This is a genomic window from Methylobacterium sp. J-077 (assembly GCF_022829365.1).
Lineage (GTDB): Bacteria > Pseudomonadota > Alphaproteobacteria > Rhizobiales > Beijerinckiaceae > Methylobacterium.
This window is the reverse complement of sequence record NZ_JAKSYJ010000218.1, coordinates 1-22,924: the sequence shown is the minus strand read 5'-3', so window position 1 is coordinate 22,924 and position 22,924 is coordinate 1. Positions and strand designations below refer to the sequence as shown.

The window sequence follows — 22,924 nt, the reverse complement described above, 5'->3', positions numbered from 1 at the left end:
GGCTATGGAGTGATCGGCCCCATAACCGGATGGCATCCATGGACCTCGCCCTTGCCCTGCGCGCCTTCCTCCGCACCGTCGAGCGCAGCTCGTTGAGCGCGGCGGCACGGGATCTCGGCGTCTCGCAGCCGGCGGTGAGCAAGCACCTGCGTAACCTGGAGGCCCATGTCGGCGCCCGCCTGCTGGAGCGCTCCACCCGGCTGGTGCGGCCGACCCCGCAGGGTCAGCGGCTCTATGAAGCGAGCCAACCGGCGCTCGCCGCGATCGACGCGGCGCTCGAAGATGCCCGGGCCGAGGGTAGCTCGGTCGAGGGCCGGCTGCGCCTGCACGCACCCTCCTGCATCGGCGCGAAGCACCTGCACCCGATCGTGGCGGCATTCCAGGCGGAGCACCCGCGGGTGACGGTCGATCTGGTGCTGGAGGACCGGGTGATCGACCTCGTACACGAGGATTACGACCTCGCGCTCCGCTACGGCCGCCCGGAGGGGCAGGACCTCATGATCCGGCGGCTCGGATGGGTGCGGCGCATCCTGGTCGCCGCGCCCGCCTACCTGGCGCGGGCCGGCGGAATCGGGACGCCCGAGCAGCTCGCAACGAGCGATCTCGTGGCGACCCGGGCTGCGGTCGATGTCCGCAGCGCCCTGATCCTGCACCGGGGCCGCGAGACCGTGACCGTCCCGGTCCGGCCGGTGCTCCGCACCAACAGCGCCGAGGTCTTGATCGCGACCCTGCTGGGGGGCCGCGTGATGGGGCCGGTGCAGCACCTGCTGGTCGCCGACGACCTGGCAGCGGGCCGGCTCGTGCGCGTGCTCCCGGATTACGAGGTGCGCTCGACCGAGGCCTATCTGGTCTACCTGTCCGTCCGCCACATGCGCCCGGCGGTGCGCGCCTTCACCGATTTCGCCGTGCCGCGGATCCGTGCCGTGGAGGGAATCCATTCGAACGCGTGACGCGCGTGACTGCCGAAACGAAGCAACACGAAGGGCTTCGTCGTATCATAGATTTGTTTTTCGCAAGATTTTTCCGCCCGGCTGCGCTTTAAAACTAAAAATGTCTTTTGCCGAACATATGAAGAAGCACGGTCGCAGGCAGGAACATGTGGGTGCCTCACCCGTAGGTCCCATGCGCACCTCGCGCAAACGGAGCTGCCCGCATGTTCATGAAGATCGACCGTCTGCTGACGGAGCTGCCGGAGCCGAAAAAGCCCGAGCCCAACGCAGCCGCCGCCCTGCAGGAACTGCTCGGTGGCAAGTACGGTGAGATGTCGACTCTCGGGAACTACATGTTCCAGAGCTTCAATTTCCGAAACAAGACCAAGCTTCGGCCGTTCTACAGCCTCGTATCGAGCATCTTCGCCGAGGAGATCGGCCACGTCGAGCTGGTCTCGACCGGCATCGCCATGCTGAACAATGGCCCGGGCAATCCGAAGAAGGATGTCGACATCTCCAAGGCTCCCTTTGCCGAGATGCAGGATGTCCGCCTCGCCGGCAGCTTCCTGTCGAACGGCGGTGGCGCCATGCCGATGAACTCCAACGCCGCGTCCTGGAACATGGACATGGTCACGACGACCGGTAACCTGATCATCGACCTCCTGCACAATTTCCATCTGGAATGCGGCGCGCGCATCCACAAGCTCCGGGTCTACGAGACCATGATCGAGCCGACCGGCCGGGAAGTCTGCGCCTACCTGCTGGTGCGCGGCTCCCTGCACGCACACGCCTACGCGCTGGCGTTGAAGAAGCTGACCGGCGTCGAGATCGAGAAGATGCTGCCAACCCCGAATATCGACCTGTCGCGCGTGCCCGAATGCCAAAAATACCTCGACGAGGGCAAGCACCGCCGCCTCTACACGTTCAGCGAGGCGGATTATCAGGAAGCCGCCGGCGTCTGGTCGAACGACGAGGTGGCGCTCCCGGGCGACCCGCCGGGCAACCTCGAAGTGGTCGACGGCTATCCCGAGGGTGGCAAGATCCCGGAACTCGACGGCAATTACGGCGCCTTCGCGCCGGATTACGCGCCGGAGGAGATCTTCGAGATCGCCAGCAAGCTCTACAAGAAGGGCCGCTGAGGTCATCGAGTGCGGCGTCGCCCTGGCCGGCGCCGAACGAGATGATTTCTACAGCGGCGGCGTTGCGAGGCAGCTTCCGAGGGCCGTTTTCAACGCCGCCGCATCACCGTCCGAGACCGAAAAGCTCGCCGTCAGGGTTTGATCCCCGGCGCGCGGGCTCGCCTGTGTCCAAGTGAGCCGAGTCCCGGCCTGGGCAAGCGCAATCGCGATGCCGCGCAACGGATCCTCGCCCCGGCGAGCACCGGCTACCATCAGGCTGACGCTCTTGTCGGGATCGTGAGCTTCCGCACCCTGGGCCGCCATCCGCACGGATCGGACACCGGCAGCGTTCGAGACCAGGATACTGGTGAGCGGCGCCGCATGTCCGGCGCCCTGTAGGCCGGCGACATCGAAACTTTCCGCCAGTTCTGCGAAGCGCGCCACCGTCAGCATTGCCGACAGGCCGGACCCTGCCGGATTGCAAGCGAGCCGCAAGGTCGCCGGGTGCTGGCCTGCGCCGAGGGTGGCGTCGCCGGCGAGTTCCGCGGATCCGGCTGCCGGCCGCGACCCGTCTGGTAGGACGGGGGTTCCCCCGGTCAGGATATCCGACAGCCGGAAGCCGTGGGGCCAGGGCCCGGCCGCGAGCACGGCGACCGCAACCACCAGAATCGCCAGGGCTACGCCGATCCGGAGCCGCATCCTGTCCTCCGCCTGTGGGAAACCCGGGCCGGCGGCATAGACGATCGCGGCGCGACTGCAACCTTTCGTTCACCACGCTCGACGAAACGGCCCACAACCACAACCTGTGAGCTTGGTGGCAACTCCGTAAAAACCGATCGATCCTATGCACGCTCGCTCAACCCTGAGCGTCGCGATGCGCATCAAGATCCTCCTCGCCCTCACCCTCGTCGTCTACGTCACCACCGGGCGTGCGCCGGGCATCCGCGAGCCGCGCAACCCGGATACGGAGCAGGCGGGCGGCCGCGTGGTGATCGCCATGAAGCGCCCCTGGGCGTGAGCCTCACGCGCCCGGCGCGCAGGCCCTGAGCCGGGCGGCCACAAGCGCCTGGAGGTTCCAGAGGTGCCGGTCGCGGATGCCGAGCCGCTCGCAGGCCTCGACGGTCCGGAACAGGTACTCGGCGCTCGGGCCGGCATGCCCGCAGGCGGCCGCGATCTTGTCCGCGATCTCGGCATCCGAGAGGCGACCAGCGTAGCGTTCGCTGGCGCGGTTGGCCAGGAAGGTGAGCGCCGAGACGGTGCCGGCCTCGGTCGCCACCGGCAGCCAGCGGGCGACGTAGCCCCTGCCGCGCATCTCGCGCCGCCAGACCGGCATCAGCGCCTCGCGAAGCTCCATCCCGGGCAGGCGGAACGCCACGCCCTTGCACAGGCCGCCGCGATCGAGCGCCAGGACGAAGCCCGGCCGTTCCGGCGTGCCGCGGAACCGGCGCTGGAGCAGGCAGAACCGGCGGTGGAAGCCCCGCACGGTGCCGACCCGGCCCTCCGCCACCGAAAATTCCGGCCGCCACATCAGGGAGCCGTAGGCGAAGATCCAGATGTCGTGCCCCTCTCGGCCCGCGGTGATCGCGTCGAGGCCGGGGCGCAATTCCGCGTCGCTCAGCACGTCGAGGGCGCTCGGGTCGTCCGGGACCGGTATGGAATGGGCGCGGGCGATCAGGTCGAGGCTGAGATCGAGACGGCGCGCTGGCAGCGAGGGCATGCTGCTCAACGCGGCAGCCTCACCGGGCGTTGCCCAGGGCGTCCAGTTCCGGGAACGGCTGGCTGCGATGGCCGGTGCAGACCTCGTCGTCGTCGATCACCTCCAGCCGGTCGGCCGCGTAGCGCATCACCACCTTGGGCCGCTCTGGCTTGCCGAAGGTCCGGCCGCTCATCCGGCTCGACACGCAGTAGAGCGTCCGGCCGCCATCCTCGATCGGTCCGGCGAGCCGGCTGCCTGCGAACCGCACCGGCAGCAGCGAGATAGATCCGAAATCGACCTGCTTCAAGGCGAGCGCCGCGATCCGCTGCCTGAGGGCCGGGGAGGGCGCGTCCTCGGCGGCGGGCTTCGCCTTTCCGGGAGCGGCCGGCGCGCCGGTGATGGTCAGGGCCAGAACGAGGACCGGAGCAACGCGGCGCATGCGGGTGATTCCTTCCCGGCCAAGCTACCGCCCCTACCGGGCGCGCAAAGACGGCAGTGCGGCCCCGAAGCCCTATATGAGGGGTTCGAGCTGGATCGCCGGTGGCGCGATCCGCGCCCCTGCGCCGGTGATGGGACCCCGATGCAATGGACCGACGACGCGCTGGTACTGGGCCTGCGCCGGCACGGGGAGAGCGGCGTCATCCTGGAAGCGATGACCGAGGCGCACGGGCGCCATCTCGGCCTCGTGCATGGCGGGCGCTCGCGCCGGATGCAGCCGGTGCTCCAGCCCGGCAACCGGGTCCGGCTGACTTGGCGGGCGCGGCTCGACGAGGGGCTCGGCGCCTACACGGTGGAGCCGCTCGAATCGCAGCTGTCGCGGATGATCGGCTCGGGCATCGCCCTCTACGGGCTCGGCCATATGGCGGCTTTGCTGCGGCTCCTGCCTGAGCGCGATCCGCATCCGGCGCTCTACGAAGCGGCGGGCATCCTCGTCGCGCATCTCGACGACCCGGCCGTGGCGCCGCCGCTGATGGTGCGGTTCGAGCTGGAGATCCTGTCGGAACTCGGCTTCGGCCTCGATCTCACCGCCTGCGCGGCCACCGGGGGCAACGACGCCCTCGCCTACGTGTCGCCCAAGAGCGGCCGGGCGGTCAGCGCCTCGGCGGGGGAGCCGTTTCGCGATCGGCTGCTCGCCCTCCCCACCTTCCTGCACGCGGGCGGATCGCCGGGGCCGGACGGCGTTGCGCAAGGGTTTACCTTGACGGGGTACTTCCTCGACCGGCACGTCTGGGGTCCGCGCGGCCTCGCCGCGCCGGAGGAGCGCGCGCGATTCGTTGCGCTCGGTCGCGAGGCCGAGTAATGTTCGCGCTATGTTCCGGACATGACCGAGCCGGGAGCTATCCGAGCCTCGGTTGAGACCAACCCCGTCATTCCGGGGCCGCGCAGCGGAACCCGGAATCCAGATCCGCACCGTCGAACGGGTGGACGCGTCCGTCGACCCCAACAGGGTCGGCGGCCCTGGATTCTGGGTTCGCCTCCGGCGCCCCGGAATGACGGATCGCGCGTTGAGACGGTGCTGCCGGTCGGCGGCCCCGCCCTGAGACAGGAGCCGTCATGGGCCAGCCCTTCGAGCCGCCGTCCGGCGACGGGATCGAGAGCGTCGAGCTGAAATCCGCGCTGGAGGAGCGCTACCTCGCCTATGCGCTGTCCACGATCATGCACCGGGCGCTGCCGGATGCCCGTGACGGGCTGAAGCCCGTGCACCGGCGCATCCTGTACGGGATGCGGCTGCTGCGCCTCGACCCGACCACCGCGCACAAGAAATGCGCCAAGATCGTCGGCGACGTGATGGGCGATTTCCACCCGCACGGCGACCAGGCGATCTACGACGCCCTGGTGCGGCTCTCCCAGGACTTCGCGCAGCGCTATCCGCTGGTCGACGGCCAGGGCAACTTCGGCAACATCGACGGCGATGGGCCGGCCGCCTACCGCTACACCGAGGCCCGCCTCACCGAGGTCGCCCGGCTGCTGCTCGACGGGATCGACGAGGACACGGTCGATTTCCGCCCCTCCTACAACGGCGAGAAGGAGGAGCCGGTGGTGCTGCCGGCCGCCTTCCCGAACCTGCTCGCCAACGGCAGCCAGGGCATCGCGGTCGGCATGGCGACCTCGATCCCGCCGCACAACGCCGCCGAGCTCTGCGACGCGGCGCTCTACCTGATCAACCACCCGGGCGCGACCTCGGCCCAGCTCAACAGCTTCGTGCAGGGGCCGGATTTCCCAACCGGCGGCATCCTGGTCGATTCGGCCGAGTCGATCACCGAGGCCTACCGGACCGGCCGGGGCGCCTTCCGGGTCCGGGCCCGCTGGCACAAGGAGGATCTCGGCCGCGGCACCTGGAACATCATCGTCACCGAGATCCCGTACGGGATCCCGAAGGGCCGGCTGATCGAGAAGATGGCCGAGCTTCTCCAGGAGAAGAAGCTGCCGCTGCTCGCCGACGTGCGCGACGAATCGGCCGAGGACGTGCGCGTCGTGCTGGAGCCGCGCTCGCGGACGGTCGATCCCGTGATCCTGATGGAATCGCTGTTCCGGCTCACGGAACTCGAAGCCCGCATCCCGCTCAACCTCAACGTCCTGGTTGGCGGCCTCGTGCCGAAGGTGATCGGGCTCACCGAGTGCCTGCGGGAATGGGTCGACCATCGCCGGGTGGTGCTGCAGCGCCGCTCGCGCTACCGCCTCGGCCAGATCGACCGCCGGCTCGAGATCCTGGGCGGCCTGCTGATCGTCTATCTCGACCTCGACGAGGTGATCCGCATCATCCGCGAGGAGGACGAGCCGAAGCCGGCCCTGATGGCCCGGTTCGAGCTGACCGAGGTCCAGGCCAACGCGATCCTCGACACTCGCTTGCGCTCCTTGCGCAAGCTGGAGGAAATGGAGCTGAAGCGCGAGCTGGACACGCTCACCGCCGAGAAGGCGGAACTCGACGCGCTGCTCGCCTCCGAGCCGGCGCAGTGGAAGACGATCCAGGCGCAGATCCGCGCCGTGAAGAAGACGTTCGGGCCCGAGACCAAGCTCGGCAAGCGCCGGACGACGCTGGCGAGCCCGCCGGATGTCGGCGGCATCGACTTCACCGCCGCACTGGTCGAGCGCGAGCCGATCACCGTGATCGTCTCGACCAAAGGCTGGATCCGGGCGCTCAAGGGCCATGTCGCCGACCTCTCGGGCGTGGCCTTCAAGGGCGACGACGGGCTGAAGATTGCCTTCCCAAGCGAGACCACCCAGAAGATCCTGCTGCTGGCCTCGAACGGCAAGGTGTTCACCATCGAGGCGTCGAAGCTGCCGGGCGGACGCGGCTTCGGCGATCCGGTGCGGCTGATGGTCGATCTCGACGACGGCACCGAGGTGGTGGCGGCGCTGTCCTACAGGCCGGAGACCAAGCTGCTGATCGCCGGCTCGGACGGGCGCGGCTTCGTGGCACCCTCCGACGCGCTGGTGGCCAACACCCGCAAGGGCAAGGGCGTGCTCGGCCTGGACGGCGACGCCACGGCGGTCGTGCTCGTCCCCGCCGACGGGGACCACGTGGCGGTGGTGAACACGGAAAAACTGCTGCTGATCTTTCCGATCTCGGAGGTGGCCGAACTCGCCCGCGGCAAGGGCGTCCGGCTCCAGCGCTGCCGCAGCGGCGGACTCACCGACGCCCATGTCTTCCGCCTCGCCGACGGACTGCCCTGGCAGGACGGATCGTCGGAGGGGCGGCTGGCCAACGCCTCGGTGCTGGAGAAGTGGCTCGGCCACCGCGGCGAGGTCGGCCTGATGATGGCGCGCAGCTTCCCGAAATTCGAGCGGTTCGGGCGGTGAGGGGCGCCTACCGGCCTCACACATCGCATTCGGCAGCAAGTGACTGGGATGTTGCGTTTTCTCCCTCCCAGCAAGGGTTACGGCCTACCTAGGTTTCGACTGTAACCGTTTCAGACCGTGGGCGCTGGAGGCGCGGGTCCCCTCTCCCGTGCGGGAGAGGGACAGGGTGAGGGATGCGACTTCTCCGGACAGACCTGACCCCTCACCCCAGCCCTCTTCCGCACGGGAGGGGGGCGCGTCGCGGTCTGCAACAACGCCAGCGCCTCAAACCTGTGTCGCCCGTAGCCACAGGGAGAGGAGAGCGCATCGCGCCTTGCAGACGACGATGCGGGAACATCGAAGGAGCGGAGAGCGGCCTCTCATTCGCCACGTCGACCTCAGTGCATCCGCCGGCTGAGCTAGAGCACACCGAAGGCCAGCACAGCGCCGCCAACCGGGACCGCGAGAAAGAGAAGCATCTACGCTGTCGTCATCGGAGACGAGATCCGGAAACGTGCGTCGCACCGATCAAGGTACGACGCCGCTCGTGGTCCGGCCACTCATCACTCCTCGCGCGGAAGAACCTCGTCGGCGGCCCAGAGGTGCTGGGCCGCGTAGGCCCGGAACGGCCGCCACGCCTCGGCCCGGGCCAGGAGCGCGGCCGGGCTCGGGCGGCCGGTGGCGGTCTCGAGGGCGCGCAGCAGGCCGACATCGCCCACCGGCAAGGCGTCCGGCAGCTTGAGCGCGCGCATGGCGACATACTGCGCCGTCCAGGGCCCGATCCCGCGGATCGCCGTGAAGCGCAGCACCGCGTCCTCCAGGGTCCCGGCCGGGGCGAACAGGTCCGGGTCGGCCAGAACCGCCGCCGCCAGAGCCCGGATCGCCGCGCCGCGGGCGCGGGGCATGTTCAACGCCAGCGCCACATCGGCCTCGACCAGTTGCGCCGGCATCGGGAAGACGTGGGTCAGGGTTCCGGCCGGCTCTGGCAGCTTTGTCCCGAACGCGGCGACCAGTTTCGCGGCGAGCCGGATCGCCGCCGAGACCGAGATCTGCTGGCCCAGGATCGCCCGGCAGCCGGTCTCGAACGGATCCCAGGCGCCCGGAAGGCGCAGTCCGGGCCGCGCCGCCACCAGCCCAGCCAGGACAGGGTCCCGGGACAGGCAGGCCGTGATCGCCGCCGGGTCGGCGTCGCAATCGAACAGGCGGCGCAAGCGCCTGGCGATTTCAGGCGCGGCGCTCGAATCGAGGCCGTGGAGCGTCGCGTGCAGCGCGTCGTCGGCGAACGCGACCGCGACGACGCCGAGCCGGCCGCCGATGCAGACCGTGCGCGCATAAGTCTGGTCGCCAGACTCGGCCGATTCGACCCCAAAAATCGCCCGCTTCGCCAGGAAGGCGCGGAGCGACGCCCAATCGTAGGGCGGCCGGCAGGGGAGGCGGAGCGTGACGCCCGGCTCCCGCCCAAACGAGAGAGGCGGCCCTGCGGCCGCCCCCGGTGTCGCGTCGGGTTCGATGGCCCGGCTCAGCCGCGCTGGTCCACCGGCACGTAATCGCGCTGGGCGGGCCCGACATAGAGCTGGCGCGGGCGGCCGATCTTCTGCATTGGGTCCTCGATCATCTCGGCCCATTGCGCGATCCAGCCGACCGTGCGCGCCACCGCGAACAGCACCGTGAACATGTCGGTCGGGAAGCCCATCGCCTTCAGGGTGATGCCCGAATAGAAATCGATGTTCGGGTAGAGCTTCTTCTCGATGAAGTACTCGTCCTTCAGGGCGATCTGCTCGAGCTCCATGGCGACGTGAAGCAACGGATCCTCGGTCTTGCCGAGTTCCTTGAGCACCTGGTGCGTGGTGCTCTGCATGATCCGCGCGCGCGGGTCGTAGTTCTTGTAGACCCGGTGGCCGAAGCCCATCAGGCGGAACGGGTCGTTCTTGTCCTTGGCCTTGGCGACGTACTTGCCGACGTTCTCGGGGGTACCGATCTCCATCAGCATCTTCAGCGCCGCTTCGTTGGCGCCGCCATGGGCGGGCCCCCACAGGCAGGCGATGCCGGCAGCGATGCAGGCGAACGGGTTGGCCCCCGAGGACCCGGCGAGCCGGACGGTGGAGGTCGAAGCGTTCTGCTCGTGATCGGCGTGCAGGATGAAGATCTTGTCGAGCGCCTTGGCGAAGACCGGGTTGACCTCGTATTCCTCACACGGGACCGCGTAACACATCCGCAGGAAGTTCGAGGTGTAGTCGAGGTCGTTCTTCGGATACACGAAGGGCTGGCCGATGGAATACTTGTAGGCCATCGCGGCCAGCGTCGGCATCTTGGCAATCATGCGGATCGACGCGATCATCCGCTGGCTCTCGTCCGTGATGTCGGTCGAGTCGTGGTAGAAGGCCGAGAGCGCGCCGACCGAGGCGACCATCACGGCCATCGGGTGGGCGTCGCGGCGGAAGCCGGTGAAGAACCGGTTCATCTGGTCGTGCACCATGGTGTGGCGCGTGACCCGGTAGTCGAAATCGGCCTTCTGGGCCTCGGTCGGCAGGGCGCCGAACAGCATCAGGTAGCAGGTCTCGAGGAAGTCGCCCTTCTCGGCGAGCTGCTCGATCGGGTAGCCGCGATAGAGCAGCACGCCCTCGTCGCCGTCGATGTAGGTGATCTTCGATTCGCAACTCGCGGTCGAGGTGAAGCCCGGGTCGAAGGTGAAGGCGCCGGTCTTGGCGTAGAGCTTGCCGATATCGATGACGTCCGGGCCGATCGTGCCGGATTTGACCGGCAGTTCGATCTCCTTGCCGTCCACGGTGATGGTGCTGGATGCGCTCATGGAACGTGGACCCTTCTCTGGCGACGTGGCGGATGCCGGCCTCGGGCTGCCCGAGGCGACCCCGGGGCCGGAGCACGCCGCCTTATGTTGCGGGTGCTCACGCGCCATGGGTTACCCAAACGGCAGTGCAGCAGCAACGGGGTCGGTGACATCCCGACCTCATCGCCAAGCGAAATCCCACCAAGCGAAATCCGGGCCGGCAGCCTCGGTTCCGCCCGCGCAGCCCGGCCGGCGACTCACACGCCACCGTGACCGGGGTTACGGATGTTTCACGCAACCTGCCCCCAGCGCTGGGTTTAACCTGACACCTCCGTGGACGCCCCGAGACACCCCTTGTCGGGCGCCAGCGCTCCCCGGAGAGTGAGGACATCCCGCCATGACCACAACGATCAGATTGAAGACCCTCGCGGCCGCCCTGGCCGCCTCGACGTTCCTTGCCGGCGCCGCCATCGCCGCCGACCAGGCGGCCCCGGCGCCGAGCGCCCAGCAGAAACAGGTCGACACCGATGTCGGCAAGCTGTCGACGGACGGCATCGCCGCCTATCGGGACATCCACTTGGCAAGGCTCGCGATTTACGAGGCCAAGCCCGACCAGGCCCGGATGTTCGTGAGCCACGCACAATCGGCCCTGGAGAAGGCGAAGACCGACGCCACCGCCTTCACCAAGGCCGAGGCGGACCTGAAGCCGCCGGCCGGCATGGGGACCGCCGCGACGATGACCGGCACCGACAAGACGGCTGCCGAGGACGCGACGGCGCCGGCGGCCGGGACGGCGGCCTCGACGCAGCCGGTGAAGTGGCTGCCGGTCGACGCGCAACTCGTCCTCGCCGACGACTTCGTCGCCCGCAACAAGGATCAGTCGAAGGCGATCGACGAAGCCAACCAGCATCTGAAGACCGGTGACCAGAAGGCGGCGATGGACCGGCTGAAGCTCGCCGGGATCGATGTCGACTTCACGATGGCCGTGGTACCACTCGACAAGACGACGCAAGAGGTCGATGCCGCAGCCAAGATGATCAAGGACGGCCAGTACTACCAGGCCAACGCGGCCCTGAAGGGCGTCGAGGACGGCGTGCGCTTCGACGTGATCGATGCCACCGCGGTGCCGAAGGCCGCCGATGCCAGCCAATCCGCCGGCCAAGCCAATGGCAAGGCCGGGATGAAGACCGAGACGGGCAGCACGACTGGAAGCACGGCCAAGGCCAAATAAACACGCGGCCTGAGCAAGGACGGGGGCGCTCCCGGGATCAGGCCGCTCCGGCCTGGTCCTGCAGGCGCGCCAGGGTCTCGTCCCGGCCCAGCACCGCCATCACATCGAACAGGGGTGGCGAGGTAGTCCGCCCGGTGAGCGCAGCCCGCAAGGGTTGCGCCACCTGCCCGAGCTTGCAGCCTGCGGTCTCCGCGTACTGGCGCACCGCACCCTCGGTCGCCGCCGCGCTCCAGTCGGGCAGGGCCTCGAGTGCCGGCAGCACGCCGGCAAGCCGCGCCCGACCCTCGTCGGACAGGAGCGCCCGGGCCTTGTCGTCGAGCGTGAGCGGACGCTGGGCGGTGAGGTAATAGGCGCTGTCGAGGAGCTCGATCAGCGTCTTGGCCCGCTCCTTCAGGCCCGGCATGGCCTGGGTCAGCTTGTCCTTCAGGTCGGGCCGGAGCGGCGCCTCAAGGCCGCGCTCCGGCCCGACGTTGGGCAGGATCGTCTCGATCGCCGCGACGAGCTCGGCATCGGCGCTGCCGCGGATATAGAGGCCGTTGAGGTTGGCGAGCTTGGCGAAGTCGAACCGCGCCGCCGAGCGCCCCACCGAACCAAGGTCGAAGGCCGCGATCATCTCCTCGGTGGAGAACACCTCCTGGTCGCCGTGGCTCCAGCCCAGCCGCACCAAGTAGTTGCGCAGGGCCGCCGGCAGGTAGCCGAGATCGCGATAGGCCTCGACCCCGAGGGCGCCGTGGCGCTTCGACAGCTTCGCCCCGTCGGCGCCGTGGATCAGCGGGATATGGGCCATCCGCGGGATGTCCCAGCCGAGCGCGGAAAAGATCTGGCTCTGCCGGGCGGCGTTGGTGAGGTGGTCGTCGCCCCGGATGATCTGGGTGACGCCCATGTCGTGGTCGTCGACCACGACGGCGAGCATGTAGGTCGGCGTGCCGTCCGAGCGCAGCAGCACGAGATCGTCGAGATCGCGGTTGGCCCAGGTCACCTGGCCCTGCACGGCATCCTCGACCACGGTCTCGCCCTCGAGGGGCGCCCGCAGCCGGATCACCGGCTTGACCCCGGCGGGGGCCTCGGACGGGTCGCGATCGCGCCAGCGCCCGTCGTAGCGCGGGGCGCGGCCCTCGGCCCGGGCGGTCTCGCGCATCTGCGTGAGTTCCTCGGCGGAGGCGTAGCAGTGATAGGCGCGGCCGGCGGCCAGCAGTTCCTCGGCGACGGCGCGGTGGCGCTCGGCCCGGGCGAACTGGAAGACCACATCCCCGTCCCAGTCGAGGCCGAGCCAGGACAGGCCGTCCAGAATCGCGTCGATCGCGCCCTTGGTGGAGCGTTCCCGGTCGGTATCCTCGATGCGCAGCAGCATCTTGCCGCCGGTATGGCGGGCGTAGAGCCAGTTGAACAACGCCGTGCGGGCCCCGCCGATATGGAGGTAGCCGGTGGGCGAGGGGGCGAAGCGCGTGACGACGGCTGAGGACATCGGGCCGATATGTTCGGGGGGCGTAAGGCGACGGTGCGGTGCAGGGCATGCGGGCAGCGCCCGTCGCACGGAGTGGCGCCCGTAGCACGAAGCGCTCTCTGTAGCACGGGCCGACGGGTGCGTTAAGAATCCCCCACCGGGACTGAGTCGTCCGGTACGGGGCGGGGCGGATGCGGCGGATCGGCGCGAGGCTGGCAGGCGGCGCGGTGGCGCTGGCCGGCCCGCGCGCTGCCTGGCTCCCGCTGTTGGGCGATTGGTTTGCCGAAGGCCTCGTCCGAGAGATCGAACAGCGCCGCTTGTTCCCCTGGCTGGCGGTGGCATTCGGCGCCGGGATTTTAGTGTTCTTCGCGGGCGCCGACGGGACGCCGTGGCTCGCCGCGCCGCTCGCCGGGGCGGCTTTGGCGCTCGCGCCGGTGCCGTTCCTGGGAGCGCGGCCGGCGGCCCTGGCCGTCGCCCTGGCGCTGGCGGCCGGATTCCTCGGCTTCGCGGCGGCGACCTGGCGGGTCGCGCAGGTGGCGGCCCCGATCCTTGCCCGCACCACCATCGGGCCGCTCACCGGGATGATCGAGGCGCTCGACGAGCGCGAGGTCGGCGCCCGCCTGGTGATCCGGGTCGAGAGCTTCGCTGGGCTCGACCCCGCGGCGAGGCCGCTTCGGGTCCGGGTCTCGTTCCGGAAGGCGCCGCCCCTGCGGCCCGGGGACTTCATCGCCGCGACGGCGCGGCTGCTTCCGCCCCCGGAGGCCGCGCGGCCCGGGGGCTACGACTTCGCCCGGGACGCCTATTTCCAGGGTATCGGCGCGGTGGGCTCGCTGCTCGGCGCGATCACGGTCCGGGAGCCGCCTGCACCGCCACCCCTGCGCCTGCGGCTCGCCGCCCTGCTGGACGAGGCCCGCAACGCGCTGACCCGCCGGATCGCGCAGGCCGAGGGCGGCCAGGCCGGGGCGGTAGCCGCGGCGCTCGTCACGGGCAAGCGCGGGCTGATCGGACCGGCCGCCAACGACGCACTCCGGGCCGCGGGCATCTATCACGTCGTCTCCATCTCGGGTCTCCACATGGTGCTGGCCGCCGGCGTGGTGTTTTGGCTGGTGCGGGCGGTCCTGGCCCTGATTCCCTTCTGCGCCCTCGTCTGGCCGATCAAAAAAATAGCCGCCGGCTTTGCGATGCTGGGCGTCACCGCCTATTGCGCCTTCTCGGGCTGGGACATCGCCGCCGAGCGCTCGCTGATCATGACCTTGATCATGCTGGGGGCGATCCTGGTCGATCGGCCGGCCCTGTCGATGCGCAACCTCGCGCTGGCCGCCCTGATCGCCCTGGCCCGGGAGCCGGAGGGGCTGCTCGGGCCGAGCTTCCAGATGTCGTTCGGGGCGGTGGCCGGGCTGATCGCCTGCGCGCGGTTGATCGACGGGCGCCTGTTCCGGCGTCCCGGGGCCGGGCGGATCGAGCGGGTCGTCGGTTCGGGCCTCTCGGCCGTGGTCGGTACCCTGGCAACGACGCTGGTGGCGCAGATCGCCACCGCGCCGTTCGCCACCTACCATTTCCAGACGGTCCAGCCGTTCGGGCTGATCGGCAATGCCCTGACGCTGCCGCTCGTCTCTCTGGTGGTGATGCCCGCGGCGGTGATCGGGATCCTGGCCTATCCCTTCGCCCTCGACCGACCGGTCTGGTGGCTGATGGGGCAGGCGGTGGGCGGCATGCTGGCGATCTCCGAATGGATCGCCGGCTTCGATCGCGCCACCCTGGTTCTCCCGGCCTTCGGCACCGGTGCGCTGGCGCTGCTGGCGGCTGGGCTGCTCCTGGCGACGCTCCCGGTCTCACGGCTGCGCTGGCTCGCCCTGCCGCCGGCCCTGCTCGGGCTCGGCCTCGCCGCGATGCCGGACCGTTTCGACCTCTACGTCGACCGCCAGGGTGGCGGTGCGGCGGTCCGCGGGCCGGACGGCCTCTTGTCGGTGCTCGGCAGCCCCTCGTCCTTCGTGCTGGAGCAGTGGCTGAAGGCGGATGGCGACGGGCGATCGGCCAAGGCGGTGATCGGCGGCGCTTCGAAAGGCGGCCGATGCGACAGGCTGGGCTGCACCGCGCGCCTGCCGGATGGGCGCGCCGTCGCCCTGGTCCGCGACCGGCGCGCCTTCGCGGAGGATTGCGTCCGGGCGGCGGTGCTGATCACCCGGCTCGCCGCGCCACCGACCTGCACAGGGCCGCTGGTGATCGACCGCCGCATCCTCGCAGCCCGCGGCGCCGTTGCCCTCCGGGCCGAACGCGACGGGTTCACGGCCCGCGACACCCGCGGCGACGGACGCTCGGTACCGTGGCGGCCTTCACCCACGGCCAAGCCGTCGCCGACGCAGCGCCCGGAGGCGCCGACAAGCTCCGGCGACCCGATCCCCGCGGAACCCGACTCGGCCGGCACCGATGCCGCCCCCGGCGAGGCCCCGGCCGAGCCGCTTCAGTAGCGGCGCACGAGGCTGACGAGCCGGCCCTGGATCTGGACCCGATCGGGCCCGAGCACGCGGGTCTCGTAGGCCGGGTTGGCCGCCTCCAGGGCGATCGAGGAGCCGCGGCGGCGCAGGCGCTTCAGCGTGGCCTCCTCGTCGTCGATCAGCGCCACGATGATGTCGCCGGTATTGGCCGTGTCCTGCTTGCGGATCACCACGAGGTCGCCGTCGAGAATGCCGGCATCGACCATCGAGTCGCCGCGCACTTCGAGCGCGTAATGCTCGCCGCCGGCCAGGAAGTCCGGCGACATGGTGATGGCATGGCTCTGGTTCTGGATCGCCGAGACCGGCGTACCGGCCGCGATCCGGCCCATCACGGGGATCGAGATGGAACGCCCGCCATCGTCGATCATCCGGGTGGTCGCGGGCTGGGCCGGCAGCTTGGACTTGCCGCCCTCGACCACGCTCGGGGTGAAGCGGCGCGGCTCCGCGGGCGGCGCGGCAGGCTGGGACAGGCTCTCGGGGATGCGGATCACCTCGATGGCCCGCGCCCGGTTCGGCAGGCGCCGCAGGAAGCCGCGCTCCTCCAGAGCCGTGATCAGCCGGTGGATGCCCGACTTGGACTTGAGATCGAGGGCGTCCTTCATCTCGTCGAACGAGGGCGGGACACCACATTCCTGCATGCGGCTCTGGATGAAACGCAGGAGGTCCAACTGCTTGCGCGTGAGCATCGACGGGGGACTCGCGGCTGGGCGGACCGCATCGACGCGGCCGCGGAAACAAATCACGAACACGTTAAACGTTCCGCAAGTGTTCTGCAAGCGCAATCCGGCCAAGCTTGCGGGGCCTAGGCGGCCCGTTGCGCAAGACTGCGCAGTCTGCCGGTCGGCCTCACGGTGACCTGAATCGCGTTGGATGGTCCGGACGCTAGGAAGGTTCGCGCTGGACGGCGAGGTCCCGACCTCCCCCCGGGCAGAATAGGCTTCGACCGGTTCGGATGGTCGAGGTCCGAATGCAAGACATGGGTCGCATGGACGTTTCAACATTCGATACGGTCGAACCGGGCAGCCGCGTGAAGCGGCTGCGGTCTGCGACCGCGGCGGCCCATGATCAGCTCGACCGGCGCGTGATGGCGCGCCAGCCCTTCGCGAGTCTCGAACGGTACGCGCTGTTCCTTGAGGTCCAATACCGCTTCCACGCACGCGTCGATCCGCTTTATCGGGACGGCGCCGCCCTTGGACCCGTCCTGCCCGATCTCGATGGACGGCGGCGTCTCGCCTTGATCGCGCAGGACTTGCGCGACGTGACCGGCAGGATCCCCGACGCGCCCACGGAGGGCGGGGAAGCGATCGATCCCCTGGCCGGCCTCGGTTGGCTCTACGTCGCCGAGGGCTCGAATCTCGGCGCGGCCATCCTGCTCAAGGAAGCCCGGAAGCTCGGCCTCTCGGAGGCCCACGGCGCCCGCCACCTCGCCGGGCATCCGGATGGACGGGGGCTCCACTGGCGGCAATTCACAACGGCCCTCGACCGGATCGCGCTCGCGGACGACGGCGAGGCGCGCGCCGCCGCCGGGGCGGCGGAGGCGTTCCGGTACGTGCATCGACTCGTTGGCGAGGCGTTCGGGAACTGAGGGCGCGCCATCCACCGCCGAGTCGCGACCACACGGACCGCTGGCGTGCGCTGAGACGTTCGGGGCGACAAACGCATTGACTGGTCAAGCGGGGCCGTTTCAATGCACCACCGTGCGTCCGCCGGGCGTCGGCTTCGCGGCGGGGCTGGTATTGGACTTGGGATGACGAGGATGCGACGGCACGCGGCTCTGCTGCCCATCGGCTTGGTGACCTGCGGATTGGCGCTGGCCGGCTGCACCACCGGGTTCTCGTATATCTCGCGCAACTACGTGGCGCTCACCCCGCAGGTGGTCACCATCGGCTGCAAGGAGCCCTACGAGGTCTACGACAACCGGCAGCTGCGCCGGATGCTGGTCGTTTCCGATGCCCTGCGCGAATATGCCGGCTGCAATCTCAACGAGGTGCGGATCGATCCCGATCCGGCGGCGAGCCGGGTCAAGCGGTTCCGCACCGCCGCTCGTGCCTATCTCGACGAGACGGTGCGGGAGGATTGCCGGATCACCGGCGAGACCGTGTTCGATCCGCTGAAAAGCGAGTTCGCCTATGCCTGCGATGCGCCGATCGAGAAGCGGGGTACGGTGGTGCCGCGCCTGCCCGGCCGCCATCCGGGACTGAACCAGCAGTAATTTTTCCAGGGGCAGACGCCGTCCTGAGGGCCGGTCAGGTCCCGGGCTTCGGGAAGGTGCGCTCGGCGGCATCGCCGGCCGCCGCCAGCAGGGCGCGGGCGAAGGCGCGGGCCTCCGACCGGTCCAGCACGATCGCCGCCGTGACCGGGCTGCCGCCGAGGTCGGCGAGGGCGAGTTCCAGCCGCACCCCGTCCGGGACGGCGCTCGCCTGGAGGCTCCAGCCGCCTCCGCGATCCGTGCTCTTCGCCATCACAACCCCTTCCCGCGTGCCGGGCCTGAGAAAACGCCGCAGGCCCCCGCCGGAACGGCCCTCGCCCGGGACTGTTCCGGAGCCGTGCCGAACGCCGCTTCCCTGCCTCGCCTGTCCACGTTCCTCAAGACCGCCGGGCCCGGTCTCGTGGTGATGCTCGCCGACACGGATGTCGGCAGCCTCATCACGGCGGCGCAGAGCGGTGCCCGCTGGGGCTACTCGCTGCTGCTGCTGCAGATCCTGCTCGTGCCGATCCTGTATATCGTCCAGGAGCTGACGGTCCGCCTGGGGACCGCGACCGGCCGGGGCCACGGGGAGTTGATCCGCGCGCATTACGGGCCGGTCTGGGCCTGGATCTCGTATGCCGGCCTCGTCGTCGCCGGGGTCGGGGCGATCGTCACCGAGTTCTCCGGCATCGCCGGGATCGGCGACCTGTTCGGGGTGCCGCGGCTCGCCAGTCTCGGACTACCCGCCGCCCTGCTGCTCGGGCTGGTGTTCACCGGGAGCTACCGGCGCGTCGAGGTCGTGGCGATCGCGGTCGGGCTGTTCGAGCTGGTCTTCATCGGGCTCGCCATCGCGGCCCGGCCGAATCCCGGCGACATCGTCGCCTCCTTCGCCCACATGCCCCTCGGCGACGGCTCCTACCGGGTGCTGATCGCCGCCAATATCGGCGCGGTGATCATGCCGTGGATGATCTTCTACCAGCAATCGGCGATCGTCGACAAAGGCCTCGGCTGGGACCACGCCCGGAACGCGCGGCTCGACACCTTCGTGGGTGCCGTGGTCTCGCAATGCGTGATGGGCGCGATCCTGATCGCGGCCGCCGCCACGATCGGGCAGGCCGGGCAGGGCACCAAGAACGGCCTGGAGACCGTCGGCGATCTGGCCGGCGCCTTCACGCCGGCCCTCGGCCCCTGGCTCGGGCAGGTGGTGTTCGGGGTGGGCATCGTCGCGGCGGCGTTCGTGGCGCTCAACGTGGTGGCGCTGGCGCTCGCCTGGGGCTTCGGCGACGTGACCGGCCGGCCGCACTCCCTCGAACAATCGCCCCGCGAGGCGCCGGCCTTCTACGGCGCCTTCGCGCTGGTGGTCGCGGCGGGAGCGGTCGCCGTGCAGCTCGTGCCGAATCTCGTGGCGCTTAACATCGCCGTAGAGGTGATGAACGCCCTGCTGCTGCCGCTGGCGCTGGGCCTCCTGATCCTGCTCGCCACCCGGGCCCTGCCGGAAGACCGGCGGGTGCGGGGCGCCTACAAATGGGTGGTCTACGGCGTGTCCGGCCTGACCGTAGCGTTCGCCATGGTCGGCGTGCTCGACGGGATCGGCCTGCTCTGACCCGATTGACGCAGCCGCCCCGATGATGTCTCCCCCGGGCGACCTGACACGGGGAGTCGCGACACATGCAAGAGATCTGGTTCCGCACCGGCGAGGCCACCGTTCTGGCGGCCGAAGGGCAGTATACCGACGCGATGCCCGAGGTGCTGATCGGCTCGGTGCGCGGGCCGGTGGGTCAGGCCTTCGCGTCGATGATGGGGCAGGTCCAGGGCCACACCCGGATGTTCGTGGTGCGCGACCTCAACCAGCTGGTGCGCCCGGCCACGATGATGACCACCAAGGCGACGATCCACACGGCCGAGTATGTCGAGCTGCTCGGCGGAATCGTCCAGGCCGCGACCGGCGACGCGATCGTGGATTGCATCATCGAGGGCGTGCTGCCGAAGGACGGGCTCGACGAGCTGTGCATGATCATCATGATCTGGCTCGATCCGCGCTGCGCCGAGGACGACAACCTCGACCGCAAGGACCTGTACCGCACCAACTACGAGGCGACGAAGCTCGCCATCGCCCGGGCCCTAAAGGGCGAGCCGACCGTGGACGAGCTGATCGCCAACCGGAAGACCGTGAAGCACTACGCGCTCGAGGACGTGATCGAGTATTGATCAGCCCCGCGCCCGCGCCAGCGCGGTGCGGGCGTAGACCTCGTCCAGCCGGCATTCGAGCCCGGCCGAGGCGATGACGAGCCTGTCGTCGGGATCGGTCAGCCGGCGGCGGACCCAGCCGGACCCGGCCCGCTCCGACAGGGTGACGTCAAAGCCGCGCTGCTCGACCAGCAGCACGGCCTCGCACATCGGCAGGGCTTCGTAGCCGGCGAGCTTCACATCGATCTTCCGGCTCTTCGTGCCGGCAGGCCGGCGCCGGTCGCTCGGGGACAGAATCTCGGCCGCGAGAAAGCAGGCCGACATCACGTTGCGGCCCGGTTCGACCGCGTCGGCGTCGATGACCGCGACATCCGGGACGTAGACATGTCCTTCGAGCGCCGGCCTCAGATCGATGGCCGGGTTCTGCACGGAGATGCGGCCGAGTTGCAGGCGTTCGATCCCGTCGGTCAGGAGGCGGTCCAGGTTGCCGGCGATGATCTGGTGATCGATGTTCGACGGGGCCTGCATGAGGAAGCGTCCCGCAACGAGTTCCCACCGCTCCTCGTCGGGCCGCGCGGCGACGAAATCCTGGAAGCTCTGGTGGAGATCGAGCGGTGCGAGTTCCGCTGCCGAGGCCGTCATGACGGACTCCGTCCGGGTGATGAGGCCAGGATCGGACCGGCGGCCGCCCCGGTCAAGCCGGCCTCAGCGCGGCGGGATCCGCCCCACCGAGCACAGGGTGCGCATCGTGCTGCTGCCGGGGTCGGTGTAGCAGGAGGCCGACCAGCCGTTCTGCTGGATGAACGACTTGCGGCGCTCCGACAGGGCGGTCCGGTAGGCGTCGGCGATGATCGGCTCGACCCGGGCGGCCGGCTCGCCGAGCAGGATCTCGGAGGCGGTGGAGAGGTCGCGGAAGAACGCCGCCGAGGGGGCGGGCTCCGCGGAGGTGGCCTGCACGATCGGCTCGGCCCGGCAGGTCACGTCGAACCGGATCGGGCCGGCTAGGCGGATGTCGATGCTCGGCCCGGAGCGCTTGCCGACCGTGCCGCCGATCGCCCCGGCGATCTGGCGGGCGAGGTCGTCGCAGGGTTCGGCGCGGCCGGCCCCCGGGAGGAGGAGGAGGCCCGCGAGGGCGGCGAGGAGCGGGCGCGGAACGGCGAAGCTTGGCATGGCCGGCACTCTAGCCACGGCGATGGGTCTGTCGAGGGCGGGATTCAGGTTCGCATCTGGGCGAAGCTCTTGAGCAGGGCCGGGGCGACGCGCATCCCCGACGGCACTAGGTCGGCCGGGGGCGGCCGGCGGACGCAATCCTCGAGATAGGCCAGGGATTCCTCCAGAACCGCGCCGGTGAACGGCTTGGCGATCACCGCGGTGGCGCCCTCCAGGTCGTCCGAGAGGGCTCGGGCGTTGGCGGTCATGAACGCGGCCGTGATGCCGCCGATGGCGCGCACCGCATGCGCCACGTCCACGCCCGACGAATCGTCCCCGAGGCGCAGGTCGATCAGCACCAGTTCGGGCCGGGTCTCGTGGACCAGGGCGATGGCCTCGGCCGCATTCATGGCGGTGCCGACGACGCGATAGCCGGCCTCTTCGAGCATCATCTCGATCTGCATCAGGATCAGGGCCTCGTCCTCGACGACGAGGATCCGCATCGGCTCGCTCATGTGCCCTCCAGGCCGGTCGCCATCTCGCGGGGCAGGCGGACGTTGACGACCGTCCCCGGGTCGTTCGCCTGCCAGGCGATGCTGGCACTGAGCTGGCGGCACAGGGTGCCGATCAGCCGTTTGCCGAAGGAGCGCTGCTCCATGACCTGCACGGGCATGCCGACGCCGTCATCGGCGATGCGGATGGTGAAGTAGCGCTCGTCCGGCGCCACCGTCACGGAGAGTCGGCCGGCGCGGTCGCCTGGGAAGGCGTGCTTGAGCGCGTTGGTGATCAGCTCGTTCATCATCAGGGCCACCGGCGGGGCCTTGGCGACCGGGATCTCCACGGTCTCGAGATCGAGATGCAGGCGGATCCGGTCGAGGCCCGAGCCGCGGACCAGGTCGGTGGCGAGATCGCGGGCGAACTCGGCCACATCGAAGCGCTCGACATTGTTGGACTGATAGAGCCGGCGGTGGACCGTGCCGAGGGCCTCGACGCGGGTCAGCATCGCCTCCATGGCGCTGCGCGCCGCCGGGTCGGTGATCGCCTTGGTCTGCATGGCGAGCAGGGCGGCGATCATCTGAAGGTTGTTCTTGACCCGGTGATCGACCTCGTGGACCAGCATGGTCTGGGTGGCCAGGGCCTCGGTCAGGTCCCGGGTCCGCCGGGCGACCTCGGCCTCGAAATGGTCCTTCTCGTTTTGGACCCGCAGATGCGCGTCCACCCGGTCGGTGACGTCGAGCTGCGAGGCGAAGAAGAACAGCACCTCGCCGGCCTCGTTGGCGACCGGGCTGAGATAGAGGGCGTTCCAGAACGACGAGCCGTCCTTGCGGTAGTTCAGCAGGTCGATGGCGATGTCCCGCTGCGCCGCCACGGCCTCGCGGATCAGCGCGACCGCACCGCGATCGGTGTGCTCGCCCTGGAGGAAGCGGCAATTGCGGCCGAGCACGTCCTCCAGAGCGTAGCCGCTCATCCGCTGGAACGCGTCGTTGGCGAAGACGATCGGGTTGTCGGGCAGGCGCGGGTTGGTGATGATCATGGCCATCCGCGTGGCGCGGACAGCGGCGGCGAACGGATCGCCCTTTCCCGGCGCGGTGTCGAGCCGGTCTGTCAGATGCCAGGCGTCGGGCTGTTCCATCGAACCTGCTCTCTCATGCCCGGCGTTGGTCACCTCCGGCAATCGGCTCAGGCCTGCGGGCTCGCAGACCGGGACCTAAACGGCCGATTCACGCGAAGGGTTCAGAAGCGGTGCATTTTGGAGCGCGAATCCGTCAGACAGGATGCCGCACCCGGACACGCGTCAACGTCCCCACCCGCCAATGGCGCCGGGGGCATGGCCCAAGAGATCCAACCACGAGGGACGCGGGACGCCGCGGGGACCCTGGTGTCGGCCAACTACGCGCGGGGTCCGATCCCCGCGGCGA

Annotated in this window: 23 protein-coding genes; 11 read left to right on the top strand and 12 right to left on the bottom strand. The window is 69.7% G+C overall.

Going from position 1 to position 22,924, the window contains the following annotated elements; genetic code table 11:
- Nucleotides 1-38: 38 nt before the first annotated feature.
- Both MKL11_RS27240 and MKL11_RS27235 read left to right on the top strand, forming a co-directional pair.
- Entirely contained in the window at nt 39-950 is a 912-nt protein-coding gene (locus MKL11_RS27240; protein WP_243949154.1) for a LysR family transcriptional regulator, read from the top strand.
- Nucleotides 951-1,153: 203 nt separating this feature from the next.
- Nucleotides 1,154-2,068, top strand: a complete 915-nt coding sequence (locus tag MKL11_RS27235) for a manganese catalase family protein (protein WP_243949152.1) — start codon at nt 1,154-1,156, stop codon at nt 2,066-2,068.
- 48 nt (nt 2,069-2,116) lie between these two features.
- On the opposite strand, the gene MKL11_RS27230 is transcribed toward MKL11_RS27235, so the two are convergent.
- Entirely contained in the window at nt 2,117-2,746 is a 630-nt protein-coding gene (locus MKL11_RS27230; RefSeq protein ID WP_243949150.1) for a hypothetical protein, read from the bottom strand.
- 175 nt (nt 2,747-2,921) lie between these two features.
- Here MKL11_RS27230 and MKL11_RS27225 point away from each other — a divergent pair, with 175 nt between their 5' ends.
- Complete coding sequence (locus MKL11_RS27225; RefSeq protein WP_243949148.1) at nt 2,922-3,065, top strand: hypothetical protein; 144 nt, start codon at nt 2,922-2,924, stop codon at nt 3,063-3,065.
- A gap of 3 nt (nt 3,066-3,068) precedes the next feature.
- Here the strand turns inward: MKL11_RS27225 and MKL11_RS27220 are convergent, their stop codons facing one another.
- Together MKL11_RS27220 and MKL11_RS27215 are read right to left on the bottom strand one after the other, a co-directional pair.
- On the bottom strand, nt 3,069-3,764 hold the full coding sequence (locus MKL11_RS27220) for a gamma-glutamylcyclotransferase (RefSeq protein WP_243949146.1): 696 nt from the start codon (nt 3,762-3,764) through the stop codon (nt 3,069-3,071).
- 19 nt (nt 3,765-3,783) lie between these two features.
- On the bottom strand, nt 3,784-4,182 hold the full coding sequence (locus tag MKL11_RS27215) for a hypothetical protein (RefSeq protein WP_243949144.1): 399 nt from the start codon (nt 4,180-4,182) through the stop codon (nt 3,784-3,786).
- A 141-nt stretch (nt 4,183-4,323) separates the two neighbouring features.
- On the opposite strand from MKL11_RS27215, the gene recO reads away from it, so the two are divergent.
- Both recO and parC read left to right on the top strand, forming a co-directional pair.
- On the top strand, nt 4,324-5,043 hold the full coding sequence (gene recO / locus MKL11_RS27210; protein WP_243949142.1) for a DNA repair protein RecO: 720 nt from the start codon (nt 4,324-4,326) through the stop codon (nt 5,041-5,043).
- Between the two features lie 254 nt (nt 5,044-5,297).
- On the top strand, nt 5,298-7,544 hold the full coding sequence (parC, locus tag MKL11_RS27205; protein ID WP_243949140.1) for a DNA topoisomerase IV subunit A: 2,247 nt from the start codon (nt 5,298-5,300) through the stop codon (nt 7,542-7,544).
- 542 nt (nt 7,545-8,086) lie between these two features.
- Here parC and MKL11_RS27200 read toward each other — a convergent pair.
- On the bottom strand, nt 8,087-9,034 hold the full coding sequence (locus MKL11_RS27200) for a DNA-3-methyladenine glycosylase family protein (RefSeq protein ID WP_313900787.1): 948 nt from the start codon (nt 9,032-9,034) through the stop codon (nt 8,087-8,089).
- 8 nt (nt 9,035-9,042) lie between these two features.
- The gene (gene gltA, locus MKL11_RS27195; protein WP_092038418.1) at nt 9,043-10,332 is read right to left on the bottom strand and encodes a citrate synthase; all 1,290 of its coding nucleotides are present in this window, start codon (nt 10,330-10,332) and stop codon (nt 9,043-9,045) included.
- 376 nt (nt 10,333-10,708) lie between these two features.
- On the opposite strand from gltA, the gene MKL11_RS27190 reads away from it, so the two are divergent.
- Nucleotides 10,709-11,542 carry a YfdX family protein gene (locus MKL11_RS27190; RefSeq protein ID WP_243949138.1) on the top strand — a complete coding sequence of 278 codons (834 nt, stop codon included), beginning with the start codon at nt 10,709-10,711 and terminating at the stop codon, nt 11,540-11,542.
- Between the two features lie 37 nt (nt 11,543-11,579).
- On the opposite strand, the gene gltX is transcribed toward MKL11_RS27190, so the two are convergent.
- Entirely contained in the window at nt 11,580-13,007 is a 1,428-nt protein-coding gene (gene gltX / locus MKL11_RS27185) for a glutamate--tRNA ligase (protein ID WP_243949135.1), read from the bottom strand.
- 170 nt (nt 13,008-13,177) lie between these two features.
- On the opposite strand from gltX, the gene MKL11_RS27180 reads away from it, so the two are divergent.
- On the top strand, nt 13,178-15,454 hold the full coding sequence (locus MKL11_RS27180) for a ComEC/Rec2 family competence protein (protein ID WP_243949133.1): 2,277 nt from the start codon (nt 13,178-13,180) through the stop codon (nt 15,452-15,454).
- Here the strand turns inward: MKL11_RS27180 and lexA are convergent.
- A complete protein-coding gene (gene lexA, locus MKL11_RS27175) occupies nt 15,448-16,167 on the bottom strand; it encodes a transcriptional repressor LexA (protein WP_243949131.1) in 720 nt (239 codons plus the stop codon). The two genes, MKL11_RS27180 and lexA, sit on opposite strands and share 7 nt — an antisense overlap.
- A gap of 299 nt (nt 16,168-16,466) precedes the next feature.
- Here lexA and MKL11_RS27170 point away from each other — a divergent pair, with 299 nt between their 5' ends.
- Nucleotides 16,467-17,066 carry a biliverdin-producing heme oxygenase gene (locus MKL11_RS27170; RefSeq protein ID WP_243949129.1) on the top strand — a complete coding sequence of 200 codons (600 nt, stop codon included), beginning with the start codon at nt 16,467-16,469 and terminating at the stop codon, nt 17,064-17,066.
- A 171-nt stretch (nt 17,067-17,237) separates the two neighbouring features.
- A complete protein-coding gene (locus MKL11_RS27165) occupies nt 17,238-17,693 on the top strand; it encodes a hypothetical protein (RefSeq protein WP_243949126.1) in 456 nt (151 codons plus the stop codon).
- Between the two features lie 34 nt (nt 17,694-17,727).
- Here the strand turns inward: MKL11_RS27165 and MKL11_RS27160 are convergent, their stop codons facing one another.
- Complete coding sequence (locus tag MKL11_RS27160) at nt 17,728-17,943, bottom strand: hypothetical protein (RefSeq protein ID WP_092038462.1); 216 nt, start codon at nt 17,941-17,943, stop codon at nt 17,728-17,730.
- Between the two features lie 84 nt (nt 17,944-18,027).
- On the opposite strand from MKL11_RS27160, the gene MKL11_RS27155 reads away from it, so the two are divergent.
- Complete coding sequence (locus MKL11_RS27155) at nt 18,028-19,272, top strand: NRAMP family divalent metal transporter (protein ID WP_243949124.1); 1,245 nt, start codon at nt 18,028-18,030, stop codon at nt 19,270-19,272.
- Nucleotides 19,273-19,337: 65 nt separating this feature from the next.
- On the top strand, nt 19,338-19,877 hold the full coding sequence (fae, locus tag MKL11_RS27150; RefSeq protein WP_243949122.1) for a formaldehyde-activating enzyme: 540 nt from the start codon (nt 19,338-19,340) through the stop codon (nt 19,875-19,877).
- Here fae and MKL11_RS27145 read toward each other — a convergent pair whose 3' ends face one another.
- From MKL11_RS27145 to MKL11_RS33225, 4 genes are all read right to left on the bottom strand, one after another.
- Complete coding sequence (locus tag MKL11_RS27145; protein WP_243949121.1) at nt 19,878-20,498, bottom strand: Uma2 family endonuclease; 621 nt, start codon at nt 20,496-20,498, stop codon at nt 19,878-19,880.
- Nucleotides 20,499-20,561: 63 nt separating this feature from the next.
- Nucleotides 20,562-21,026 (bottom strand): hypothetical protein, encoded by a 465-nt coding sequence (locus MKL11_RS27140; protein ID WP_243949119.1) that lies wholly within the window; start codon nt 21,024-21,026, stop codon nt 20,562-20,564.
- 44 nt (nt 21,027-21,070) lie between these two features.
- The gene (locus MKL11_RS27135; protein WP_243949117.1) at nt 21,071-21,520 is read right to left on the bottom strand and encodes a response regulator; all 450 of its coding nucleotides are present in this window, start codon (nt 21,518-21,520) and stop codon (nt 21,071-21,073) included.
- On the bottom strand, nt 21,517-22,638 hold the full coding sequence (locus MKL11_RS33225) for a histidine kinase dimerization/phosphoacceptor domain -containing protein (protein WP_279600743.1): 1,122 nt from the start codon (nt 22,636-22,638) through the stop codon (nt 21,517-21,519). Before MKL11_RS33225 ends, MKL11_RS27135 begins: the two co-directional genes overlap by 4 nt.
- Nucleotides 22,639-22,924 lie beyond the last annotated feature (286 nt).

Bases quoted from the DNA above. Each gene is read 5' to 3' on its own strand.
- MKL11_RS27240 (WP_243949154.1), top strand. From the start codon at position 39: ATGGACCTCGCCCTTGCCCTGCGCGCCTTCCTCCGCACCGTCGAGCGC.
- MKL11_RS27235 (WP_243949152.1), top strand. From the start codon at position 1,154: ATGTTCATGAAGATCGACCGTCTGCTGACGGAGCTGCCGGAGCCGAAA.
- MKL11_RS27230 (WP_243949150.1), bottom strand. From the start codon at position 2,746: ATGCGGCTCCGGATCGGCGTAGCCCTGGCGATTCTGGTGGTTGCGGTC.
- MKL11_RS27225 (WP_243949148.1), top strand. From the start codon at position 2,922: ATGCGCATCAAGATCCTCCTCGCCCTCACCCTCGTCGTCTACGTCACC.
- MKL11_RS27220 (WP_243949146.1), bottom strand. From the start codon at position 3,764: ATGCCCTCGCTGCCAGCGCGCCGTCTCGATCTCAGCCTCGACCTGATC.
- MKL11_RS27215 (WP_243949144.1), bottom strand. From the start codon at position 4,182: ATGCGCCGCGTTGCTCCGGTCCTCGTTCTGGCCCTGACCATCACCGGC.
- recO (WP_243949142.1), top strand. From the start codon at position 4,324: ATGCAATGGACCGACGACGCGCTGGTACTGGGCCTGCGCCGGCACGGG.
- parC (WP_243949140.1), top strand. From the start codon at position 5,298: ATGGGCCAGCCCTTCGAGCCGCCGTCCGGCGACGGGATCGAGAGCGTC.
- gltA (WP_092038418.1), bottom strand. From the start codon at position 10,332: ATGAGCGCATCCAGCACCATCACCGTGGACGGCAAGGAGATCGAACTG.
- MKL11_RS27190 (WP_243949138.1), top strand. From the start codon at position 10,709: ATGACCACAACGATCAGATTGAAGACCCTCGCGGCCGCCCTGGCCGCC.
- gltX (WP_243949135.1), bottom strand. From the start codon at position 13,007: ATGTCCTCAGCCGTCGTCACGCGCTTCGCCCCCTCGCCCACCGGCTAC.
- MKL11_RS27180 (WP_243949133.1), top strand. From the start codon at position 13,178: ATGCGGCGGATCGGCGCGAGGCTGGCAGGCGGCGCGGTGGCGCTGGCC.
- lexA (WP_243949131.1), bottom strand. From the start codon at position 16,167: ATGCTCACGCGCAAGCAGTTGGACCTCCTGCGTTTCATCCAGAGCCGC.
- MKL11_RS27170 (WP_243949129.1), top strand. From the start codon at position 16,467: ATGGACGTTTCAACATTCGATACGGTCGAACCGGGCAGCCGCGTGAAG.
- MKL11_RS27165 (WP_243949126.1), top strand. From the start codon at position 17,238: ATGCGACGGCACGCGGCTCTGCTGCCCATCGGCTTGGTGACCTGCGGA.
- MKL11_RS27160 (WP_092038462.1), bottom strand. From the start codon at position 17,943: ATGGCGAAGAGCACGGATCGCGGAGGCGGCTGGAGCCTCCAGGCGAGC.
- fae (WP_243949122.1), top strand. From the start codon at position 19,338: ATGCAAGAGATCTGGTTCCGCACCGGCGAGGCCACCGTTCTGGCGGCC.
- MKL11_RS27145 (WP_243949121.1), bottom strand. From the start codon at position 20,498: ATGACGGCCTCGGCAGCGGAACTCGCACCGCTCGATCTCCACCAGAGC.
- MKL11_RS27140 (WP_243949119.1), bottom strand. From the start codon at position 21,026: ATGCCAAGCTTCGCCGTTCCGCGCCCGCTCCTCGCCGCCCTCGCGGGC.
- MKL11_RS27135 (WP_243949117.1), bottom strand. From the start codon at position 21,520: ATGAGCGAGCCGATGCGGATCCTCGTCGTCGAGGACGAGGCCCTGATC.
- MKL11_RS33225 (WP_279600743.1), bottom strand. From the start codon at position 22,638: ATGGAACAGCCCGACGCCTGGCATCTGACAGACCGGCTCGACACCGCG.